At 62.0% G+C, this 20,001-nt stretch carries 19 protein-coding genes; 7 read left to right on the top strand and 12 right to left on the bottom strand.

The window, feature by feature from the left end; all coding sequences use genetic code 11:
* Positions 1-5 precede the first annotated feature (5 nt).
* The 6 genes from ACWHXT_RS12705 to ACWHXT_RS12680 all read right to left on the bottom strand — a co-directional run bounded on the left by ACWHXT_RS12705 (position 6) and on the right by ACWHXT_RS12680 (position 6,773).
* Entirely contained in the window at positions 6-1,031 is a 1,026-nt protein-coding gene (locus ACWHXT_RS12705; RefSeq protein ID WP_447956110.1) for a FecCD family ABC transporter permease, read from the bottom strand.
* The gene (locus tag ACWHXT_RS12700; RefSeq protein WP_447956109.1) at positions 1,028-2,032 is read right to left on the bottom strand and encodes a FecCD family ABC transporter permease; all 1,005 of its coding nucleotides are present in this window, start codon (positions 2,030-2,032) and stop codon (positions 1,028-1,030) included. The genes ACWHXT_RS12705 and ACWHXT_RS12700 overlap by 4 nt, the downstream gene beginning before the upstream one ends.
* The gene (locus ACWHXT_RS12695) at positions 2,026-2,943 is read right to left on the bottom strand and encodes an ABC transporter substrate-binding protein (protein WP_447958041.1); all 918 of its coding nucleotides are present in this window, start codon (positions 2,941-2,943) and stop codon (positions 2,026-2,028) included. The genes ACWHXT_RS12700 and ACWHXT_RS12695 overlap by 7 nt, the downstream gene beginning before the upstream one ends.
* Positions 2,944-3,150: 207 nt before the next feature.
* Positions 3,151-4,587: a c-type cytochrome gene (locus ACWHXT_RS12690; protein ID WP_447956108.1), complete on the bottom strand. Its 1,437-nt coding sequence runs from the start codon at positions 4,585-4,587 to the stop codon at positions 3,151-3,153.
* The gene (locus ACWHXT_RS12685) at positions 4,584-6,206 is read right to left on the bottom strand and encodes a GMC family oxidoreductase (protein ID WP_447529514.1); all 1,623 of its coding nucleotides are present in this window, start codon (positions 6,204-6,206) and stop codon (positions 4,584-4,586) included. Before ACWHXT_RS12685 ends, ACWHXT_RS12690 begins: the two co-directional genes overlap by 4 nt.
* A 36-nt stretch (positions 6,207-6,242) precedes the next feature.
* On the bottom strand, positions 6,243-6,773 hold the full coding sequence (locus ACWHXT_RS12680) for a sugar dehydrogenase complex small subunit (protein ID WP_447956107.1): 531 nt from the start codon (positions 6,771-6,773) through the stop codon (positions 6,243-6,245).
* A 391-nt stretch (positions 6,774-7,164) separates the two neighbouring features.
* Between ACWHXT_RS12680 and ACWHXT_RS12675 the strand changes: the two genes are divergently transcribed.
* The 4 genes from ACWHXT_RS12675 to ACWHXT_RS12660 all read left to right on the top strand — a co-directional run bounded on the left by ACWHXT_RS12675 (position 7,165) and on the right by ACWHXT_RS12660 (position 12,228).
* Positions 7,165-7,668, top strand: a complete 504-nt coding sequence (locus ACWHXT_RS12675) for a sugar dehydrogenase complex small subunit (RefSeq protein ID WP_447529512.1) — start codon at positions 7,165-7,167, stop codon at positions 7,666-7,668.
* A 116-nt stretch (positions 7,669-7,784) separates the two neighbouring features.
* Entirely contained in the window at positions 7,785-9,389 is a 1,605-nt protein-coding gene (locus ACWHXT_RS12670) for a GMC family oxidoreductase (RefSeq protein ID WP_447956106.1), read from the top strand.
* Positions 9,382-10,758: a c-type cytochrome gene (locus tag ACWHXT_RS12665; protein ID WP_447956105.1), complete on the top strand. Its 1,377-nt coding sequence runs from the start codon at positions 9,382-9,384 to the stop codon at positions 10,756-10,758. The genes ACWHXT_RS12670 and ACWHXT_RS12665 overlap by 8 nt, the downstream gene beginning before the upstream one ends.
* Positions 10,759-11,178: 420 nt before the next feature.
* Positions 11,179-12,228, top strand: coding sequence for a diguanylate cyclase domain-containing protein (locus tag ACWHXT_RS12660; protein ID WP_447956104.1), 1,050 nt, complete (start codon positions 11,179-11,181; stop codon positions 12,226-12,228).
* A gap of 15 nt (positions 12,229-12,243) precedes the next feature.
* On the opposite strand, the gene ACWHXT_RS12655 is transcribed toward ACWHXT_RS12660, so the two are convergent.
* From ACWHXT_RS12655 to ACWHXT_RS12630, 6 genes are all read right to left on the bottom strand, one after another.
* Positions 12,244-12,579, bottom strand: coding sequence for an AzlD domain-containing protein (locus ACWHXT_RS12655; RefSeq protein WP_447956103.1), 336 nt, complete (start codon positions 12,577-12,579; stop codon positions 12,244-12,246).
* Positions 12,576-13,310 (bottom strand): AzlC family ABC transporter permease, encoded by a 735-nt coding sequence (locus ACWHXT_RS12650; protein ID WP_447956102.1) that lies wholly within the window; start codon positions 13,308-13,310, stop codon positions 12,576-12,578. The genes ACWHXT_RS12655 and ACWHXT_RS12650 overlap by 4 nt, the downstream gene beginning before the upstream one ends.
* A 12-nt stretch (positions 13,311-13,322) precedes the next feature.
* Positions 13,323-13,835: a helix-turn-helix domain-containing protein gene (locus ACWHXT_RS12645; protein ID WP_447956101.1), complete on the bottom strand. Its 513-nt coding sequence runs from the start codon at positions 13,833-13,835 to the stop codon at positions 13,323-13,325.
* 134 nt (positions 13,836-13,969) lie between these two features.
* Positions 13,970-15,190 carry a serine/threonine transporter SstT gene (sstT, locus tag ACWHXT_RS12640; protein WP_447956100.1) on the bottom strand — a complete coding sequence of 407 codons (1,221 nt, stop codon included), beginning with the start codon at positions 15,188-15,190 and terminating at the stop codon, positions 13,970-13,972.
* 263 nt (positions 15,191-15,453) lie between these two features.
* On the bottom strand, positions 15,454-15,792 hold the full coding sequence (locus tag ACWHXT_RS12635) for a hypothetical protein (RefSeq protein ID WP_447893951.1): 339 nt from the start codon (positions 15,790-15,792) through the stop codon (positions 15,454-15,456).
* A 184-nt stretch (positions 15,793-15,976) separates the two neighbouring features.
* Complete coding sequence (locus ACWHXT_RS12630) at positions 15,977-16,156, bottom strand: hypothetical protein (protein WP_447956099.1); 180 nt, start codon at positions 16,154-16,156, stop codon at positions 15,977-15,979.
* 434 nt (positions 16,157-16,590) lie between these two features.
* Here ACWHXT_RS12630 and ACWHXT_RS12625 point away from each other — a divergent pair, with 434 nt between their 5' ends.
* The 3 genes from ACWHXT_RS12625 to nadE all read left to right on the top strand — a co-directional run bounded on the left by ACWHXT_RS12625 (position 16,591) and on the right by nadE (position 19,945).
* A complete protein-coding gene (locus ACWHXT_RS12625) occupies positions 16,591-18,264 on the top strand; it encodes an SLC13 family permease (RefSeq protein ID WP_447926636.1) in 1,674 nt (557 codons plus the stop codon).
* A 267-nt stretch (positions 18,265-18,531) separates the two neighbouring features.
* On the top strand, positions 18,532-19,041 hold the full coding sequence (locus ACWHXT_RS12620) for a CinA family protein (protein WP_447956098.1): 510 nt from the start codon (positions 18,532-18,534) through the stop codon (positions 19,039-19,041).
* 79 nt (positions 19,042-19,120) lie between these two features.
* Positions 19,121-19,945: an ammonia-dependent NAD(+) synthetase gene (gene nadE / locus ACWHXT_RS12615; protein ID WP_447956097.1), complete on the top strand. Its 825-nt coding sequence runs from the start codon at positions 19,121-19,123 to the stop codon at positions 19,943-19,945.
* Positions 19,946-20,001 lie beyond the last annotated feature (56 nt).

Here is a 20,001-nt window from a genome sequence, read left to right as displayed (position 1 = left end):
GAGGGTTAACGCGTTTTATAGAGAAGGAAGACGAAAAACGGCGCGCCGATGCCGGCCACGAAGATACCGGCGGGCAAGTCCTTGGGAAGAAAGGCCACCCGGCCTAAAAGGTCGGCGTAGAGCACGATCAACGCGCCGACCAGCGCCGAGGCGGGGATGAGCTTTGCCAGTTTATGCCCCACCAGCCTGGCCGCCAGGTGGGGCGCAATCAGGCCGACAAAGCTCAAGCCCCCGGCAAACGCCACCGCCGCGCCTGCCAGCACCACGCTACAGGCCAATAGCGCCAGCCGGCTTTTTATGATCGCCACCCCCAGCCCCTGCGCCACGCCATCGCCCAGCGCCATGGCGTCGGCGTGACGGGCCAACGCCAGGCAAACGGGCAGCGTCACCACCAGCCACGCCAGCATCCCCAGGGCATCCTTCCACTGCGCAGCGTAAAGACTCCCGGTCAGCCATACGTAGGCCGCCATCGCACTGGAATCGTCGCTCATCACGATCAATAGCGTGGTGGCCGCGCCCATCGCCGCCGCCAAACCGATACCCACCAGCACCATGCGCGAAGGGTTAAGGCCGTTTCTCCAGGCAAGGCTTGCGACCAGTAGCGCCGACACCAGCGCCCCGAGCATCGCCGCCAGGGGGAGTAAGTGAATGCTTAGCGTCGTGCTCGAGAGCGTCAGAAACAGCACCGCGGCAAAGGCGGCGCCGCTGGTAATCCCGATGACATCCGGGGAGGCCAAAGGGTTGCGCACGATACGCTGAAGAATCGCCCCGGCGATGGCCAGCGCCGCACCAACCAGTATCGCAAGCGCAATGCGTGGCAGGCGCAATTCCCAAACGATAAAAGCGATATCACTACTCGCAGGCGCGGCCAGGGCGCGCAGTACCTGGCGTAGTGAAGTGGGAAAACTGCCCAGACATAGCGAAAGCAGAGCGCTTGCTGCCAGAAAACAACTCAACAGCAGCAGCCGTCGCGAAAAGGAGAGGGCGGGCGGGGCGCTGCGCTCGGCGCTACACGAAATGCCTGTTTTCATCGCGCCGTCAGCCTGCGTCGTGCCAGGTAAATAAAGAAGGGCGTGCCGATCAGCGCGGTCATGACGCCCACCGGGATCTCCTGGGGCGGTATCAAAAAGCGCGCGGCGACATCGGCCAGCAGCAGCAAGGCGCCCCCCAGCAAGGCACAGGCGGGCAGCAGCCAGCGGTGGTCGATACCGAACAGCCCGCGCGCCATGTGCGGCACGATCAGCCCCACAAAGCCGATCATACCGGCCAGCGCTACCGAGGTGCCCGCCAGCACGATCACACAAAGCCCCAGTAGCAGCTTCAGGGTGTTGGCTTGTAACCCCAGGTTGGTGACCATGTCGTCACCCAGCAGCAGCGCATTGGCGCGCCCGGCCAGCAACGCGCTCAGCACGAAGCCTGCGAAAAACAGCGGCAACAGCGGTGCAATAAGCGCAAGATCGCGCCCGGCCACCGAGCCTGCCAGCCAGTAAAGCACGCTCTCGAAGCTTTGCTGGTCGATCACCAAAAGCCCCTGGCTGAACGAAACGAACAGCGCCGTGACCGCCACGCCGGCCAGCACCACGCGCAGCGGCGAAAACTCGCCCTGGCGGCCGCGGCTTAGCAAAATCACAAGGCCCGCGGCGACCAGCGCCCCGAGTAGCGCGGCCCCCACATAGTGCACCGGGGCATGCAGCGGGAGTAGCGATACCGACACCACCACAAAGAACATCGCCCCGGCATTGATGCCCAAAATACCGGGCGAGGCGAGCGGGTTGCGCGTCATGGTCTGCATCAGCGCCCCGGCGGTCGCCAGGCTTGCGCCCACCAGGGTGGCCACCACGGCGCGGGGCAGGCGCTCGGTCAGTAAAATGATCTGGTCGACCTGGCCCGGGTCGTAGTGCAGCAGCGCACTCCAGATAGTCCCCCACGCAATAGACGTCGTACCCAGCTTGACGCTCGATATAAACGCGAACAGCAGAATACCCGCGCCGCCCAGCAGGCCGATGAGTTTGCTCGACCTGCGCCTCAACACGGCGGGGTTTCCCGTACTTCAGTGCCTAACGCCAAACATGCTTGGGGGCTGGCGGGAGTGAGTTCGTAGTGGCGGTAAAGGTCATCGAGCATGGCGTTGGCGGCCAGGATGCCGCCGCCCATCATCCAGCTCACCGGGTCCGCCTCGAAAACGCGCTGCTGGCGCACCGAACTCAGCCGCTGCCAGAGCGGGTGAGCGCGCCAACGCCGGTAGTTGGCCTCTATGGCCGGGTCATCCGGCTCGAGCAGCACGAACATCACGTCGGCCTCCAGCACCGGAATGTTTTCGCTGTTGGTAAGCTTCATGCCCCAGCCCTGGGTTTGCAGCGTATCCGGCTGCTCGAAGCCCAGCTCGTCGAGAATCGAGCCTGCAAAGCCGCTGGTGTAGATGCGCAGATGGTCGCTTTTAAAGCGCACAACGGCCGCGCTTAAAGGCCACTGCTCGCCAAGCTTCGTCGCCATCTGCTGGCGGAAATCGGCGACGCGCGCATCCCACTGTTGTAGGAGCCTTTCGGCCTGGGCTTCGCGCCCGGTGGCATCGGCTACCAGCATGAGCGTGGTTTTGAAATCAAACACCGTGGGGGCGAATACCGTCGGTGCTATAGCGCGTAGCAGCGGCGCGACGCGCGCGTGACGAAAGTCGCTGGCGATCACCCGATCCGGCGCAAGCCAGGCGATTTTTTCCAGGTTGGGCTGGGTCTCGAGCCCCACGTGTTCTACATCGGTCAGCGCATCTCGCAGGTAGCGGTACATGGGGGGCTCGAGCCAGGAATCGACCACGCCAATGGGGGGCACGCCTAAAGCGACGGCGCTATCGGTGGCGCCCTGGTAAAGCGTCACGATGCGCGGCGTAGCATCCTCTGTCGGTTCGGCGGCCAACGAAGGGGGACAGCAAAACGCTACGAGCAGCAGCCCGCCACACAAGGCAAGTAGCCGCTGGCGCTGAAAGCGGCCGCTAAGACAACGCTGTGTGTTGGCCACGAAGGGTATCCGAGCAAAAAAAGCGATGTTGGCACGCGCTAGAAGAGAATGCAAAGCGTTATCGATTCTATGTTTTGGGCGCAAACGTGTAAGCGCAAAAAAGCCCGGCGTGCGCCGGGCTTATTTCGCGTCTCGCGTTTATTGCTGGCGCCGAGCGCGCCGCCGGCGCACCAGCCAGACCCCCATCAGTAACAGCGCGAGCACCCCCGCGCCCAGGCCAATGCGGGCCAGCAGCACCAGCGGCGAGCGTGGCCCGCCTTCGCGGATCTCCTGAACATCGTCGGCGGAAACCTCGAGGGCGGGGCGGCCCTCGGCATCGGTTTTACCGAAGTGGCGCAGCAGGTAGTTGGAAAGCGCGGCGATCTCGTCGTTGTCCAGCGAATTGAACGCGTTGGGCTGCTCGCCGAAGGGCGGCATGAACACGTGCTCATCGCCTGCTTCGCGGTCGACGCCGTAGAGGATCGTGGCGATCAGGTTGCTGGCGTTTTCGTCCCCCAGCGCGCCGTTTTGATAAAGGCGCGGGTAGTAACCGTCTTCGGTGCCGCGGCCATCCAACTGGTGGCAAGAGGCGCAATTGGCCGAGTAGATCTGCGCGCCGCGGCTGTCGCCGTCGAGCCCTTCGGCGTAGCCGTCGCCTCGAAAGCTTGCCAGTTCGTCGCCGGCCTCGCCGTGGCCAAAGCGGTTGGCTACGGCATCCTCTTCGTCGCTGCCCGGCACCGCTTCGAGATAGGTGGCAATGGCGCCGAGGTCATCGTCGGTCAGATGCTGGAAACTATGCTCGACCGCTTCCGCCATGCTGCCGGCGGCTTGGGCCTGATCAAGCTTGCCGGTGCGCAGGTAGGTGACCAGCTCGTCGTGGTCCCAACTGCCGATGCCGCTCTCCTCGTTCGGGGTGATGTTGGGCGCGTACCAGGGGCCTACCTGGGCGCCGGTCAACGCCTGGTCGCGCTTCTCCTGCATCAAAAGGCCCCGCGGCGTATGGCAGCTACTACAGTGGCCGGGGCCTTCGACCAGGTAACGCCCGCGGTTCCAGGCCGCAGAGCGCTCCGGGTCGTTCTCCAGCGGCTCGGCGTCGTGGAACAGCAGATTCCAGCCTTTCATCGCCACGCGCAGGTTCATGGGGAACGGCAGCTTGGTCGGCGCCGTGGGCGCGTCCACCGGCTCGACGCCCTCCATGAAGTAGACGTAGAGCGCGTGAATGTCCTCATCGCTCATGTGCGCGTAGGCGGTGTAGGGCATCGCCGGGTAGAGGTTGGCGCCATCGGCGCGAATGCCCTGGCGCAGTGCCCGGGCGAACTGCGCTTCGCTATAGCCGCCAATGCCGTGGTTTGGCGCAGGCGTGATATTGGTGGAGACGATGGCGCCAATGGGCGAAGTGATCTCCAGGCCACCCGCCATCGGCTCGCCGCCGGGGGCGGTGTGGCAGGCGGTACAGTCTGCGGCGGTGGCCAGGTAGGCGCCACGGGCCAGGGTCTCGTCATCGAGGTCTGCGCCAGGCGCATCGGCCAGTAGCGGCAGCGGGGCAATGAGGCAAGCCGCGGTCAGCGTGCGGGCGAACAAACGTTTGGACATCATGCACCCCTCGCCTGGCCGATCAGCGCCTCGGCGGCCTTGAAGGCCAGCGCGACCATGGTGATCGTGCTGTTGCCGGTGGCGGTGCTCGGCATCGCGCCGCCGCCGGGCAGAAAGAGGTTGGCGTGATCGAAGGAGCGGCAGTCCGTATCCACCACCGAGTCCGCCGGGTCGGTGCCCATGATGGTGCTGCCCATCAGGTGTTTGCTCTGGGCGAAGGTGGTGGGTTCCTGGACGTCGACCGCGCCCATGGCCTCGGCGATGCGCCGGGCGATCGGCATCGAGTAGACCTCGGCGGAGCGCCGCGTGTAGTCGCCCACGTCGTAGTAGACGTGGGGCTTGGGCAGGCCAAGCCAATCCTTTTTAGCGGAGAGCGTCAGCCGGTTATTGGGGTCCGGCAGGATCTCGTGGGCGGCCACGACGTTGACCGTGCACGCCGCGCGACGACGGATCTCTTCGTCCAGCGCCCGGCCGACCTTGCCGGTTTTCAGCGCGTTGAAGGTCTCGTAGCGGTTGCGCGCGAAGTTGTTCATGCGAAAGTAGGCGCCGGCGTGTTCGGCGCGGAAATCGCCCTGGGAGGTCTCCATGATGCCGCTGTTGACCACCGGCCCCTGGCCCAGCCAGTAGGGTTCGTCCAGGGTCAGCGTCAGGCCCATCTGCGGGTGGTCCATCATATTGCGCCCCACCTGGTCGGAGCTGTTGGCGATGCCGCTTGGGTTGCGCGAATCCGCGGACATCAGCAAGAGCTTGGGCGTTTCGATGGCGTTGCAGGCGATTACGAAGTGGTTGCCAGTCACCCGGTGGCTCTGGCGCTCCGGGTCCAGGTAGTGCACCGCCTCGATGCGGTTGCCTTCGCCGGTTTCGATGTGGTTGGCCACGGCGTTGGAAAGGATTACCGCACCTTTCGCTTCCAGCCGACCCAGCGCGGTGGCGGCGTCGTACTTGGCGCCAATCGGGCACACCGGCACGCAGTTGTTGTTGCCGCAGCACGCCGGGCGATCGTCATAGGGCGAGCCGCTGTTGCGCGCCTGAGCCACCGGCAGGTTGGTGTAGCCCAGGGCGTCCTTCACCACCTGGCTGAATTTCTCCTCGCCCGGGGAGAAGGGCAGGTGGGGCATCGGGTAGGGCGCCGAGCGCGGCTGGGGCGGCCACTGCAGCGCCGGATCAGAAGGCCCACAGATGCCCAGCTTCTGCTCGGCCATGTTGTAGTAGGGGTCGAGGGTGGCGTAATCGAACGGCCAGTCCCGGCCGACGCCGTAGAGCGAGTTCAGGCGCATGTCGTCCGGGGTCAGCCGCCAGCAGGTGCCGGCCCAGTGCCAGGTCGAGCCGCCGGCGTAGCGGATATAGGTCTGGGCGTAGGAATCCGGGCCGTCGAGCTGCAGGTAGTCGTCGTTCGGCATCGGGTGTGGCGCCCAGGGCTTGGGCGGGTAGCTCGACGAGGCGCTGCCCTTGATACCCAGCGGCAGATTACGGTAGTTCTCGACGATTTCGGCGCGGGTCACCCGCGGGCCGGCGTCGAGCATTAGCACGGAGTGGCCGGCGTCGAGGAGCTGTTCGGCGACGACGACGCCGACGACGCCGGTACCGACGATGACCACGTCGGCGGAAGCTGTTTGAGTCATGGCGAGTCTGGGGTCTTTTTTAGTAAAGGTGTTGGCTTAGAAACTCGGAACGGGCAAGAGCGGGGCCGGTGGGCGGCTCCAGGCATTCGGCGCCGAGTAGGCGTAGGTGGGAATCGGCACGATGTCGATCGTGGTCTGATACGTCAGCGCGTGCTCGAAGGTGAACTGTTCGGCATCGGCGGCGCTGCTCGAGGCGCCGCTGTACCAGGCGGCAATCACCCAGTAGGCGAAGTCCCGGGGCTCGCCGTCGGGAATTGCCTCGAAAAACTGCTCGACCTCGACGGCATTGTGTTGCTCGGCAATGGCGACGATCTGGTCGATACGCTCGTCCAGGTGGGCGTACTTCTGGGCGGCGAAGGCGGCGATGCGAAGCCCGGTGCCTTCGTGGAGCTCATGATTGATCAAAAGCTTTGAAAGCTGCATGAAACGCTGGTGAAGGGGCGTGCCTTCGAAGGCCTGCGCCCAGGCCCTGGTGGGGCCCGTGAAGGTGAAATAGCCCAGCAGGCTGGCGCCGCCGATCAGCAGTTGGCGGCGAGAAACACCGGATGAAGAGTGACGTTTTTGCACGCGTAATCCCTTGATGATGCGAGGTCGGACAACCGTATTTGAAACAAAGGCAACGCGGCCTAAAAGCTTTCATGGGGAGGTCGTTTGCGGGCTAATTGTATAGGCAAATACGTCAGACATTAAGCCGCTTTTCAAAGTGTTGGGCGCCCTCGCTGCTCGAGGGCCTGGGATCACTTCGTATCGAGCGCTAAAACGGATACTAGACCTCGTTATAGGGCCATTGATGGGGTCAATTCGGCTTATAACTAATAGTGTCGGTGTGGCGCGACTAAGGTATAATATGCGCCGATTAATAGCGTGTTAAGACGTAATCGGCACGCTGATTTAGCCGCAAAGCGGTCCACTGCCGCCGATGCTGATCGGCGGCGGGTACGCAAGGGAACGAACGAACATGGCAACTATTACTCGCCGCCGCGTCATCCAGATGGCCGGCGGCTTTGCGCTTACGGGCGTGGCCGGGCGCTGGCTAGCAGTGCCCGAAGCCCTGGCCGGGCCCCAAGACGCCTCCGCCAATGAAGTGAGCGAGTTCCTCGACGTCTCGCGCCGGCTGATTGCGCGCGACGAGCTCGACGAAAACCTCGCAAGTGCGTTGGTGCATGCCTCCAAACTCGCCCTGGAGGATTTTACCGAGCACCTGACGCGCCTAAAAACCCTGCTCGATGAGCAGCCGGCGCTGCTTCAGGCCTCGCGCCTCGATTTTGGCGAAGAGTACGCGGTGGAAGAGGCCACGGCCCGTTACATGCTCAGCGGCTGGTACACCGGCGTAGTCGGTACCGGCGAGCAGACGGTCTATGTCACCTACCTCAACTCGCTCTCCAACCAGATTGTCGCCGACAAGCTGGTGCCTTCGAGTTTCTCCTACGGCCCCTGCGGCAGCTGGCATCGAGCCCCTTAAAGAAGGTTTTTTCAAAGGCAGAGCTTTCCAAAGAGAACGCTTGCCAAAAACCAGGGCTTTCTAAAAACCAAAGCTTTCCAAAGACCGTAGCTTTTTGAAGAGAATAAGTGATCCCCATGAGTAACGATAAAGTTGCCGACGTCGTCGTGGTCGGTGCGGGCATTTGTGGTTCCTTGCTCGCCACGCGCCTGGCCCGGGCCGGGCGCTCCGTGCTGCTGCTGGAATCCGGCCCCCGCAAGGGCCGCGGCGAGCTGGTGCAGAACTACCGCGAGTCCGCCTTCAAGTCCGATTACATGGCGCCGTACCCCTATTCGGAGATGGCCCCGCACCCGCGCTTTTCGCCCACGGCCAACGAATACCTGGACCAGGCCGGGCCGCACCCCTACAACGCCCAGTACATTCGCATGCTGGGCGGCACCTCCTGGCACTGGGCGGCGCAGATGTGGCGCTTCGTGCCCAACGATTTTCGTACCCAAAGCCTTTACGGGGTCGGCGTGGATTGGCCGATCAGCTACGACGATCTCGAGGACTACTACTACCAGGTGGAAGTGATCACCGGCACCGGCGGCGAGCCGGATAACGGCTCGCCGCGGGCCAAGCCCTACCCCATGGAGCGCGTGCCGGCCTCTTACTTGCAGCAGCGGGTCACCGAGCGGCTGGCGCCGGATTATCGCGTCATCGACGACTCCACCGCGCGCAACAGCCGCAACTTCGACGGCCGCCCGGCGTGCTGCGGCAACAACAACTGCATGCCGATCTGCCCGATCGACGCCCAGTATCACGGTGGCATCGCCGCCCAGGAAGCCGAGCGGGAAGGGGTCGAGATCATCACCGAGGCGGTGGTCTACAACCTCGAGCACGATAGCGAAGGCCGGATCAGCGCCGTGCACTATTACGATTGGGAAAAGGTGAGCCACAAGGTCACCGCCCAGACCGTAGTGCTGGCCGCCAACGCCATCGAGACGCCCAAGCTGCTGTTGATGTCGTCAAGCGACACCTTTGAGCACGGCATCGCCAACGTGCGTGACAACGTCGGGCGTAATCTTTGCGACCACCCGGCGATTGGTATCAACTTCGATGTCGACGAGCCGATCTGGCCCGGCCGCGGCCCGGTCAGTCCGTGCTCTATCGGTGACTTCCGCGACGGCGATTTCCGTACTGAATACGCGCCGTTCCGGATCGATATCTCCAACGGCTCCAAGGTCGATACGGTCACCAAGGAGCTGCTCGCCGAGGGCTACCACGGCCGTGAGCTGCAGGAGCAGGTGCGCTACCGCGCCGCCCGCCGGTTGGGGATCAAAAATGCCATGGAACAGCTGCCGGACCCGAACAACCGCGTCACCCTGAGTGACAAGCGCGACGCCCTGGGCCTGCCCACGCCGCGCATGCACTGGAGCATCGGCGAGTACGAGCAGCGCGGCACCGAAGTGACCCGCGAGCACTACGACCGCATTGCCGAAATGCTGGGGGGCACCAACATCAAGCACAGCCGCAGCGGCGCGTTCTCCAATCGCCAGCACATCACCGGCACGCTCTCCATGGGCAATGACCCGGCCACCAGCGTGACCGACCAGTGGGGCCGCGCTCACGATCATGAAAACCTCTTCATGGTCGGCACCGGCGTGATGCCCACGGTGGGTACCTGCAACGTCACCCTGACCGCGGCGGCGCTGGCGCTACGCACGGCGGACCGCATTCTGGAGGAGACCCAGCATGGATAATCGCCTCAAGGCAGGGCTTTTATTGGCCGCAAGCGGCTTTGCGAGTGTCGCCATGGCTCAAACGGATGAGCCGAGCCGCGAGCTGATCCAGCGCGGCGAAGCGGTGGCCATCGCCGGTGACTGCGCCGCTTGCCACTCGGAGCCGGGCCGGCCGGCGTTTAGCGGCGGCCACCCCATCGAGAGCCCGCTGGGTACTATCTTCACCACCAATATCACGCCGTCGGATGCGGGCATCGGTGGCTATTCCCTCGACGAGTTTTCCCGCGCGATGCGCGAAGGCGTGCGCGCCGATGGCGGGCATCTCTACCCGGCGATGCCTTACACCGCCTACGCCAAGCTCACCGATGACGACATCGAGGCGCTCTACGCCTACTTCATGCACGACGTAGCGCCCTCCGATGACGTTGCGCCGGAAACCGAGCTGCCGTTCCCCTTCAACCTGCGCTTCTCCATGGCGGCCTGGAACGTGCTGTTTCTGGACAGCGGCCCCTTCGAGCCGGACCCGGAGCGCTCCGAGCAGTGGAACCGCGGCGCCTATCTCGTTGAAGGCGCCACCCACTGCGGCACCTGCCATACGCCGCGTAATTTGCTGATGGCCGAGAAGTCCGGCCAGGCGCTCAGCGGCGGCTCGTTGGGTACCTGGTACGCGCCGGATATCACCGATGACCCGGAAAGCGGCATTGGCGGTTGGAGTCGCAGCCAACTGGTCGACTACCTGCGCACCGGCCACGCCGATAACGGCGCCACCGCCGCCGGCCCGATGCTCGAGGCGATCGACCTGAGCTTCTCGCGCATGCCGGAGGACGACATCGAAGCGATCGCCGTCTACCTGCTGCCGGAAGGCGAGAGCGAAGAAGCCAGTGCGCAGGCCGGGGTAGCGGATGAAGAGGGCAGCGACAACGCTGACTTTTCTAACATCGGCCAGCTCATGGATGACGATACCCCGGCCGCCCTTGCGGATATCGGCCCCGGCGAGCGCATCTATCGCGACCAGTGCGCGGCCTGCCACGCCCCCAATGGCAGCGGCTTGAACGGTTTGCCCCCACTGGCCGGTCATCCGGTGCTCGACAAACCCAACGCGGATAACGTCGCCATGGTGATTCTCGAGGGTGTCTGGCCGGAACACCGCCAGGGCATGCTCGGTTTCGCCGACGAGCTCGACGATGGGCAGGTGGCCGAGGTCACCAACTACCTGATGAGCGAGTTCGGCGAAAGCGACGTCACCATGGAAACGGCTCGGGTGTCCGAGCTGCGCGCCGGCGGGGCGGACTCGGACCTGCTGCTGCTGGCCCGGGCGGGCATGGTAGCAGTCGGCGTTGCGATCATCGCGCTGCTGGGCTTTTTGCTCTGGCGCCGGCGCCGCCATTGAGCCGCCGGGCCCTTTTAAAAGCCCGAACCAGCAACCCCGCTCCACGGAGCGGGGTTTTTTATGCCCGCCCGCCGTGGGAATGCCTCAGCCCCCTTCTGGGCCTGCACCGCTGCCCAGGCAGCAAAAGGTGCTCATAGGCGTTTGTTTACAGTTTGTGTCATTTTTTTATATTTTGTATACACTGGGCAACGAGACACGTAGAAGTATAAAAGGCTTATTCAATCAATCGGCATGTTTTCGAGTTGACCGGCAGATTAAACACTATAGGGATGACGCCCTATTCGCGTACCGGGTATTTCGGACGGCGCTGAAGCCATGATGTTTCGAAAAAGGCGAGGGCAGTAAAAGCAACGCCCGGCGGGCGTACAGCGGTGGTCAAGAAGATGCAGCCGGACAATCTTACTCATGGAGAAAGGGGTCATGCTGAACGGTGAGTGCAATGACGATGACGTGGACACGGGCAAAAGCGAGATAGCCGTGAGCGAGCAGCGGGAGAAGGCGGATACCGCGCTACACGCCGAGAAAGAGTGGGCCTACATTACGCTCAATTCGATTTGCGATGCGGTGTTGACCACGGATACCCACAGTCGCGTTACCTACCTCAATAAAATGGCCGAAGAGCTCACCGGGTGGACGCGAGCAGAGGCGTTTGGCAACCCGCTCGAACGGGTGCTCCCATTGGTCGATAACCAGACCCACGCCAGCGTGCTCAACCCTGCAGGGCGGGCCATGGCCGAAAACCGGCCCATAGAACTCTCCCTCGACGCCGTTTTGACGCGTCGCGATGGCAGCCAGCTGGAAATAGAGGATTCCGCCGCACCGGTTCATAACCGCCATGGCGAGGTCGTCGGCGCGGTAGTGATTTTTCACGATGCCTGCCAATCGCTGACGCGTTCTGCCCGGTTTGCCTACCAGGCGCAGCACGACCCGCTCACCGGGCTGCCCAACCGCTTTTTGTTTGCCGAGCGCCTGTCGCGTGCCATGAGCCTGGCCCGGCGCCGTCAGCAGTCTTTGGCGCTTTTGTATCTGGATATCGACCACTTCAAAGCGATCAACGACACCTTTGGTCACGCGCTGGGAGACCGCTATTTGCAGGTCGTGGCCGAGCGGCTCAAAGCCTGCTTACGCACCACGGATACCATCTGCCGGCAGGGCGGCGATGAATTCGTCGTGCTGTTGAGCGAAATCGACGACGCCTCTAGCGCGCTGGGCGTGGGCGATAAAATTCTGGCAGCGCTCGCCAAACCCTGCCAGCTCGAAGGTCACGAGCACGCGATCAGCGTCAGCATCGGGGTGAGTCTTTACCCGGACCATGCGCAGAGCGAAAGCGAGCTCCTCCATCTTGCCGATATGGCGATGTACGCCGTCAAGCAAAGCGGACGCCACCAGTGCCAGCTTTATCACGCCGATATGCAGCAAGCGGCGGGCAACTTTCTTCAAGAGGCCGAAGGTGTGAAAAGGCGCTCGTGAGCTCTGTCAGACGATTCAAAATGCGTTGAACGCCACCACCACCGCGCCGAACACCGCAACGCCGGCCGCCACCGGCCAGCCCAGCGAGCGTAGCCGCCGCCACACCAGCAACGTCGTGAGCAGCCCAAGGGCGGTGCCCAACCAGGAAACGGCGCTGGGGTTGACCGGTATGATCGACACCCCAAGGACCGCGGCGATCATCAGCGGCCCCAGAATGGCCAGCCACTCCGGCATCGCCGCGGGCCCTTCGCTTTGATCGAGGCGGCGCTGCATCCATAGAAACGGTATCACGCGAATCAAAAGCGTCCCGAGTGCCGAGAGCACGACGGCGATCCAAAGTTCCACGCTCATGGGCGCCCCCTATAAGAAAAGCGCACCGCGTAATAGCAAAGCGCCCCGCAGGCCGCCGCCAGTGGAATGGCCACGTTGCTCGCGCCGGTTAAAGCGAGGGCCATGGCCGCCATGATGGTAGTGCCAAGCGCCAGTGACCAGCGTAGATCGATAAAGCGCGGCGCGGTCATGGTCAAGAACAAGGCGGGCAGCGCGAAGGGCATGATGTCGCCGAGTAGCGGCCAGTAGCCGGTCACTGCTTCACCGCCTACCGCGCCCACCACCGTGCCCAACACCCACATCGCCCAGGCCATCAGCGCAGCCCCTAAAAACCAGCCAAAGCGGTCGGGCTTTGCGATTCCGGGCAGCTTCGTCAGCGCCAGCCCGAAGACCTGATCGGTCAGCCCGTGCATTAGCCAGGGCCAGTGGCGGCTACGCGGTAAAAGCGCCGCCAGGTTGGGGCCGTACACTACGTGGCGCACGTTGATCAAAAGGGTCAGTAGCACCACCAGCCAAAGGGGCGCCCCGGCCGCGACCATGCCCACGAACAGAAACTGGGACGCGCCGGCGTAGATCAGCACCGAAATCGCCGCGGCCTCCCAGGTCGTGAACCCGGCCTGAGAAGCCACCAGGCCGAAGGATAGCGACACCGGCACGTAGCCGCCCAGCAAGGGCATGCCGTCGAGTACGCCTTGCCTTGCGGCGCGCCACACAGAGTGGGGGCGCGCGGGGTGATCGGTTGACTGGCGCATAAAGCGGGGCCTTTAGTGATACGTAATGGTAATGAACAACGAAGCACTATCGCGCTGGGTGCGGTAGAGGTGCGGTCGGTCGGCGTCGATGCTCAGGGTGTCGCCGGGTAACAGCCGAGTCAGCGCGCCGTCTTCACCGGCTTCGAGCTGGCCGCTAATCAGCATCAGCGTCTCCCGGGCACCCGGCGTATGAGCGTCGGCGCGGCGCTCGGTATAGGGGGCGCAGCGCATCCAGTAGGCATCGGTCGGGGGCGGGCCACTGCTTTGCTCGATAAGCTGTACCTCGACGCCGCCATCGCCAAGCGCTTCGTTGACCGGGGCTATGAGTGTCCCGAACGGTACGTCGAGCTGCACCGCTAGCCGCCAGATCGTATCCAGTGTCGGGTTGCCGATGCCCTGTTCGAGCCGGCTAAGGTTGGACTTCGCCATACCCGCCGCGCTTGCCAGCTGACTAAGCGAGTGCCCTCGTGCCTGGCGAAGGCGCTGTAGATGCTCTCCCAGTACCCGCAGGGCGTTTTCGTTCATGGGGCAAACTCCGGGCGCGTCATACGGTGGTCGAAGCGCTCTTATACCAAGCGTTCCATATATGGAACGTTTTAACCAAAGAACGCCGAGTCGTCAACCCGGCGTTCAAGAAGCGATGGGATAAACCCGGAGAGCTAGGTGTTTTTCCTGCGTGCCCGGCAGGCGGCGGCGGTAAACAGCACGTCGGTGGAGGAGTTCAGCGCGGTTTCGGTGGCATCCTGTACCACGCTGATGACAAAGCCGATGGCGACCGCCTGCATGGCCACTTCCGTGGGAATGCCGAACAGGCTGGCGGCCATGGGGATCAGCATCAAGGAGCCGCCCGCCACGCCGGAAACCCCACAGGCCGCCAGCGCCGATACGATGCACAGCAGAAGCGCCGTGGGGAAGTCGACGCTGATACCCAACGTATGGGTCGTGGCCAGGGTAATCACGGTAATGGTGATCGCCGCGCCGCACATGTTGATGGTGGCGCCCAGCGGGATCGAAATGGAGTAGGTGTCGGCGTCCAGCTCCAGGCGGCGGCAAAGCTCCAGGTTGACCGGAATGTTGGCCGCGGAGCTGCGCGTGAAGAACGCGGTGATCGCGCTACCACGAAGGCACGCCCATACCAGCGGGTAGGGGTTTTGCCGGGTCACGAAGTAAACCAATAGCGGGTTGCTGATCAGCGCGACGATGGCCATACAGCCCACGATGACCGCCAACAGCTGGGCGTAGTTGAGAAGCGCCTCCACGCCGGACTGCGCAATCGTGCCTGCCACCAACCCGAAAATCCCCAGCGGGGCCAAACGAATCACCAGGGTGACCAGCCGGGTGACCGCCGTGGAAAGGTCGGCAAGCGTCTGGCGGGTGCCGTCGCTTGCCTGGCGCAGTGCCAAACCCAGTGCGATGGCCCAGACCAGAATGGCGATAAAGTTGGCCTCCATCAGGGCGCTGACCGGGTTGGCCACCGCGTTGAGCAGCAAGTCGCGCAGCACGCTTAGAATATCGCCAGGCGGTGTCCCGTCGGCCTGGGGCGTATCGAGCGCGATTTCGGTCGGCAACATGAAGCTGGCGGCCACGGCGATCAGCGCCGCGATCAACGTACCGACCACATAAAGCCCCAATACCGAGCGGATCTGGGTGGGCCGGCCCCGTTGGTGCGCGGCAATCGCCGCCATGACCAGCACGAAGACCAGAATGGGCGCGACCGCTTGCAGCGCACTAATGAATAGCTGGCCGAGCAGGGCAACGCGGGCCGCCCCCGCCGGGGCCCAAAGGGCGAGCAGCACCCCGGCCACGATGCCAATGAGAATTTGGGAAATAAGGCCCAGCCGTAGAAGAGGCCGAAACACCGTTTGGGCAGTCGCAATCATTGCAGAGCTCATGGTCAATCACTGGAAATGGCGCCGAAGCGAGTCGCTCGCGCCCGCGAGAAGCGAAGCATTCTAGCAGTTGAGGCGTGAGCGAGGGGGCTCATGATAAAAAACGTTACGGTGCACGCCGGGCGGCGGTATACGGGGGAAAAGCAGGCAAGCTCGTGTACGTGAACGTTACAACGCAAAACGGCTTGCTTTCATCAGGAAAGCAAGCCGTTTTGGAATACGCTCGTTCGGTCTAGTCTATAGAGAAGAGCGCCTTACACCAGCGCAGCGGCCGATTCGGTTTTGGCTGTTTTAGCGGTTTGAGTCGCTTTTTTAGCAGCGCGCTCGCCGACTTTCTGGGCGTGGGCCGTAGCACTCATCGCATCGACCATGGCAAAGCCCTTGTCGGTGAGTTCGATGACGTCCGGCGAAGAGCCCCATTTCAGCAGCATTTCATCCAGATGACGCTCTGCGGTTTCGAAATGACCGCAATGGCTCAGCATCTTGGCAATCGTGAAATCACACTGCGGGGTGTCGTACATCTCTTCGCGTAGTTCTTGAATAGCAAGCTTCAGGCCAGCTTCCGAGATGTTTTCCAGTTTTAATCTATGCATGCCACCACTCCTTGTGAATGCGATTACTTAACTTAAGTATTTATTTATACGTGTCTTGTACCAATTCACAGTAATACACCTTTCAAGGAGAATCAATCATCAATTTCGCTGGGCGGGCAAAAAGCTGCCTGTATAAAAAAACCCCGCCGTGTAAGGCGGGGTTTTCGTTATGAAAAGCGCGGTACTAAAGCGGTATGGCAAAGGCCAGCGTCACGAGGCTACCGGCTAAAAAAGAGGCGGCGGTTAACCAAATCAGGTCGTTCTTCCTCTCTTTTTCTCGGTTAATCCTTTGTTCGTTAAGGAATTTCTCGAGATGTTCGCGACTTCCGGGCTGTGCTCCATTGAAAAGATGTTGGCGTATCATCTTAACTCCTTGAGCGTCTATAACTTACATTATCCCCTCGAACGTGTACGGCTTTCAAAACCCGATGCTTATACAGACATTCTCTGGGTCTTGGCGAAAGTATAGACTAAGACGTACTCACGTGGTTCATAAAACTTATACAAAAAGTTCATCTTTCGTATGGGCATTCGGTTCGAGGGGCTGGCACGTACCCTCGGTGACCGGCACGGTATAGAAGGGGTTTGATCGGGTGCGAGGCGCACAAAAGACCGTTAGCTTACTATCAAACTAAAGTTGTTAGACTTTGGTCGCAAAAACGGTTAATTAACTGGACTATTGGGCGCTTGCAGTGAATAAAGGGCCCGCTACAATCAGCAACGCTATTTTAACCATCCCGTAAGGTTCGCTAAGGCGACGCGCCTTTTTGCTCACTCGACTTCAAGCGGTACTGCTCTATGCTCAGAACTGCCACCTACACGCTCTGGGGCCAGCTTTGGCACTATCACCACCAGGCCAAAAATCTTTTACTCTGCGCGCTGCCGACAAGTAGCGCGCCCGGAGCCCCTCACGGCGGTTCAGGCGCGCCCGGGCAACCCGAAGGTGGCGAACCGGACAACCAGCCGCCGCGCCCGCCCGCCTACAACAAGGCCCAAACCGTGGGGCTCGTGCTTGGGCCGCTGCTGTTCGCCTTGACGGTCATGTTCTTTCAGCCCGAGGACCTGAGCTTCGAAGCCCGCATGGTGCTGGCAACGACGCTTTGGGTCGCGGTTTGGTGGGTGACCGAAGCGATTCCGATTCCGGCGACGTCGCTGTTGCCGATCATACTGCTACCGATTACCGGCGCCCTCGACGGGGGAGCGGTCACGGCCGCCTACGGCAATCCGATCGTGTTCCTTTTCCTGGGTGGTTTCATGATCGCCCTGGCCATGGAGAAGTGGGATCTTCACAAGCGCATTGCCCTGACGATCATTTCGATTCTGGGCACCAGCATCAACAGCATCGTGTTCGGCTTCATGGCCGCAACCGGCTTTTTGTCCATGTGGGTTTCCAACACCGCCTCGGTCATGATGATGCTGCCAATCGGTACCGCGATCGTTTACCAGGTCACCCAGGAGCTCAACAAAACCGAGGGCGATCACAGCGTCGAGATCGAAAAGTTCAGCAAGGCGCTGATTTTTGGCGTGGGTTACGGCGGCACGATCGGTGGCCTGGGCACGCTGATCGGCACGCCCCCCAACATCATTTTGGCGGCGGTAGTCAGCGAGCTGTTCGGCTACGAAGTCTCCTTCGCCGGCTGGCTGATGTTTGCTTTCCCGGTGGTCGTGGTTTTGCTGGTGGTCGGCTGGCTGATGCTGACCCGGTTTATCTACCCGATGAATCTTGGTCATCTGCCCGGCGGTAAAGCGCTGATCAAAAAAGAGATGGATGCGCTGGGTCGTACCAGCTTCGAAGAGAAGGCGGTACTAGCGGTCTTTCTGATGGCCGCGTTTTTCTGGATTACCCGCTCGTTTCTCTGGCAGGGCCAGATCATCAACATCCCCGGCATCAGCGATACCATGATCGCCATTGCGGCGGCGGTTGCGCTATTTTTGATTCCCTCGCCCAACAAGGGGGGCTGCCTGCTGGATTGGGATATCGCCAAGGATGTGCCCTGGGGCATTTTGCTGCTATTCGGCGGTGGCCTGGCCATTGCCGCCGGCTTCAACTCCTCCGGGTTGGCGGCCTGGATGGGCGATCAAATGAGCGTACTGGAAGGGGCCAACTTCCTGCTGGTCATTCTGCTCTCCACGGCCATGGTGCTCTATCTCACCGAGATTACCTCCAACACCGCCACCGCGACGATGATCCTGCCCGTGCTGGCCTCGTTGGCGCTGGCATTGAACGTACACCCGTTCGTGCTGATGGTGCCCGCGGCAATGGCGGCGAACTGCGCCTTCATGCTGCCGGTCGGTACACCGCCCAACGCAATCATCTTCGCCACTGGCAAGATCACCATCGTCGAAATGGTGCGCAACGGTTTCTGGCTCAACATCATCGCGCTCTTGTTGATCGTGGCGGCGACCTACTTCCTGCTGCCGGTTCTTTGGGGCATCGATTTGACCACCTACCCGGACGCGTTTCGTAACTAGCCGCTTGGCAACCGAGCGCTAAAAGTACGCCTATCAAAGCCCCACTTCGTGTGGGGCTTTTTTTATGCCGGTTTTCATCCGCTGGTCCTGCCCAGGCGCTTTTGTCATTAAACAGGAGGCGGTTGATCGAGGTTAAAGCCTTGGGCCCCGGGCGAGGACTATCGTATGAGGGCAAGTAAAGCGCGTGAAGCGCCAGGTACAACAGTAAAGCTTTACGGGGAGTCAGGGAGACACGCATGCCCGCATTGGGCGTTAAGGAGAGGTCATATGTCCTTCTTGGAAGATGTATGCAGCTACCTGCAGGAGCACGAACTCAAGCTTGCCACTGCTGAATCCTGTACGGCGGGGCTGATCGTTTCGGAGCTGGCGCGCATTCCCGGCAGTGGTCAGAATATCGATTGCGGCCTGGCGGTCTATTCGCCGGAGGCCAAAAATCGTTACCTGTCGGTGGGCTTCGCCACGATCGATCAGTTCGGGCTGACCAGCGAAGAGACCAGTCGCGAGCTGGCGCTGGGCGCAATGCACAACAACGATGCCAATGTAGCCGTTAGTAATACCGGTATCGCCGGCCCAGAGCCCCACGACGATATTCCCGTGGGGACTGTGTGCTTTGCCTGGGCCTTTCGCCATGACAATCAGGAATTTCTTTTCAGCGAAACGCGGCGCTTTTCCGGCGAGCGCAACGAGGTGCGTCTTCAAGCTGCCCACTACGCCCTCGAGCGGATAAGTACCTATTACGAGCAGATATTGAAGGGTGAAACGTCGCCGCTTGGCTAACGCCCACCATCCGCTACGCTATGAATGAAACCGCCATTTAGTGTCCCTACAATTTCGCGTTCATACACAGGAGACCAGAATGAAGCAGAATACCGAGAAGCAGGCGCAAATTCGCAAGGCGCTCAACATCGCCCCCTCTATCGATGCGCAGGATGAAATCGAACGGCGTGTGGATTTCCTCTACCACAAGATGCGCGATTCGGGGCAGCACGCGTTGGTTCTGGGGATCAGCGGCGGGGTGGATTCCACCGTCGCTGGGCGGCTGGCTCAGATGGCAGTCGAAAAGGCGCGGGAAAAGTACCTCGACGCGCAGTTCTACGCCATGCGCTTGCCCTACGCCACACAACACGATGAGGACGACGCTCAGCAGGCCCTCGAGTTCATCAAACCCGATCATGTGCTGACGGTGAACGTCAAACCGGCAAGCGATGCGGCGCTCGAGGCGCTCGAGCAAGGGGAGCTCGCGTTCAAGGACGAACACCAACGCGATTTCGTGTTGGGTAATATCAAGGCGCGCCAGCGCATGATTGCCCAGTACGCCGTCGCAGGCACCCACGGCGGGTTGGTGGTCGGTACCGACCAGGCCGCCGAGGCCATCATGGGCTTTTTCACCAAGTATGGTGACGGGGCCTGCGACGTAGCCCCACTGGCCAGTTTGACCAAGGACCAGGTGCGCCAACTTGGCGCCGAGCTGGGCGCCCCCCAGGCGCTGGTGACCAAACAGCCCACCGCGGATCTCGAAACGCTGAAGCCGCAGCTAGCCGACGAAGACGCGCTGGGCGTTACCTACGACGACATCGACGCCTTTTTGATGGGCAAGGATGTCGGCGACGAGGCCCGGGCCACCATCGTGCAAACCTATGAGCGTACCGCCCACAAGCGCAATCTACCCCTCGAACCCTGATGCCGCTCTAGGCATCGTGACGCGTGGCAGCTTCCTGCGCCGTTTTGGCCAACGCC

The sequence above is a fragment of the Vreelandella halophytica genome (genome assembly GCF_968193635.1).
This window is presented reverse-complemented; position numbering and strand designations above follow the sequence as displayed.

Coding starts and splice junctions, on each gene's coding strand:
- ACWHXT_RS12705 (WP_447956110.1), bottom strand. CDS start 1,031: ATGAAAACAGGCATTTCGTGTAGCGCCGAGCGCAGCGCCCCGCCCGCC.
- ACWHXT_RS12690 (WP_447956108.1), bottom strand. CDS start 4,587: ATGATGTCCAAACGTTTGTTCGCCCGCACGCTGACCGCGGCTTGCCTC.
- ACWHXT_RS12685 (WP_447529514.1), bottom strand. CDS start 6,206: ATGACTCAAACAGCTTCCGCCGACGTGGTCATCGTCGGTACCGGCGTC.
- ACWHXT_RS12675 (WP_447529512.1), top strand. CDS start 7,165: ATGGCAACTATTACTCGCCGCCGCGTCATCCAGATGGCCGGCGGCTTT.
- ACWHXT_RS12670 (WP_447956106.1), top strand. CDS start 7,785: ATGAGTAACGATAAAGTTGCCGACGTCGTCGTGGTCGGTGCGGGCATT.
- ACWHXT_RS12665 (WP_447956105.1), top strand. CDS start 9,382: ATGGATAATCGCCTCAAGGCAGGGCTTTTATTGGCCGCAAGCGGCTTT.
- ACWHXT_RS12660 (WP_447956104.1), top strand. CDS start 11,179: ATGCTGAACGGTGAGTGCAATGACGATGACGTGGACACGGGCAAAAGC.
- ACWHXT_RS12655 (WP_447956103.1), bottom strand. CDS start 12,579: ATGAGCGTGGAACTTTGGATCGCCGTCGTGCTCTCGGCACTCGGGACG.
- ACWHXT_RS12650 (WP_447956102.1), bottom strand. CDS start 13,310: ATGCGCCAGTCAACCGATCACCCCGCGCGCCCCCACTCTGTGTGGCGC.
- ACWHXT_RS12645 (WP_447956101.1), bottom strand. CDS start 13,835: ATGAACGAAAACGCCCTGCGGGTACTGGGAGAGCATCTACAGCGCCTT.
- sstT (WP_447956100.1), bottom strand. CDS start 15,190: ATGATTGCGACTGCCCAAACGGTGTTTCGGCCTCTTCTACGGCTGGGC.
- ACWHXT_RS12635 (WP_447893951.1), bottom strand. CDS start 15,792: ATGCATAGATTAAAACTGGAAAACATCTCGGAAGCTGGCCTGAAGCTT.
- ACWHXT_RS12630 (WP_447956099.1), bottom strand. CDS start 16,156: ATGATACGCCAACATCTTTTCAATGGAGCACAGCCCGGAAGTCGCGAA.
- ACWHXT_RS12625 (WP_447926636.1), top strand. CDS start 16,591: ATGCTCAGAACTGCCACCTACACGCTCTGGGGCCAGCTTTGGCACTAT.
- ACWHXT_RS12620 (WP_447956098.1), top strand. CDS start 18,532: ATGTCCTTCTTGGAAGATGTATGCAGCTACCTGCAGGAGCACGAACTC.
- nadE (WP_447956097.1), top strand. CDS start 19,121: ATGAAGCAGAATACCGAGAAGCAGGCGCAAATTCGCAAGGCGCTCAAC.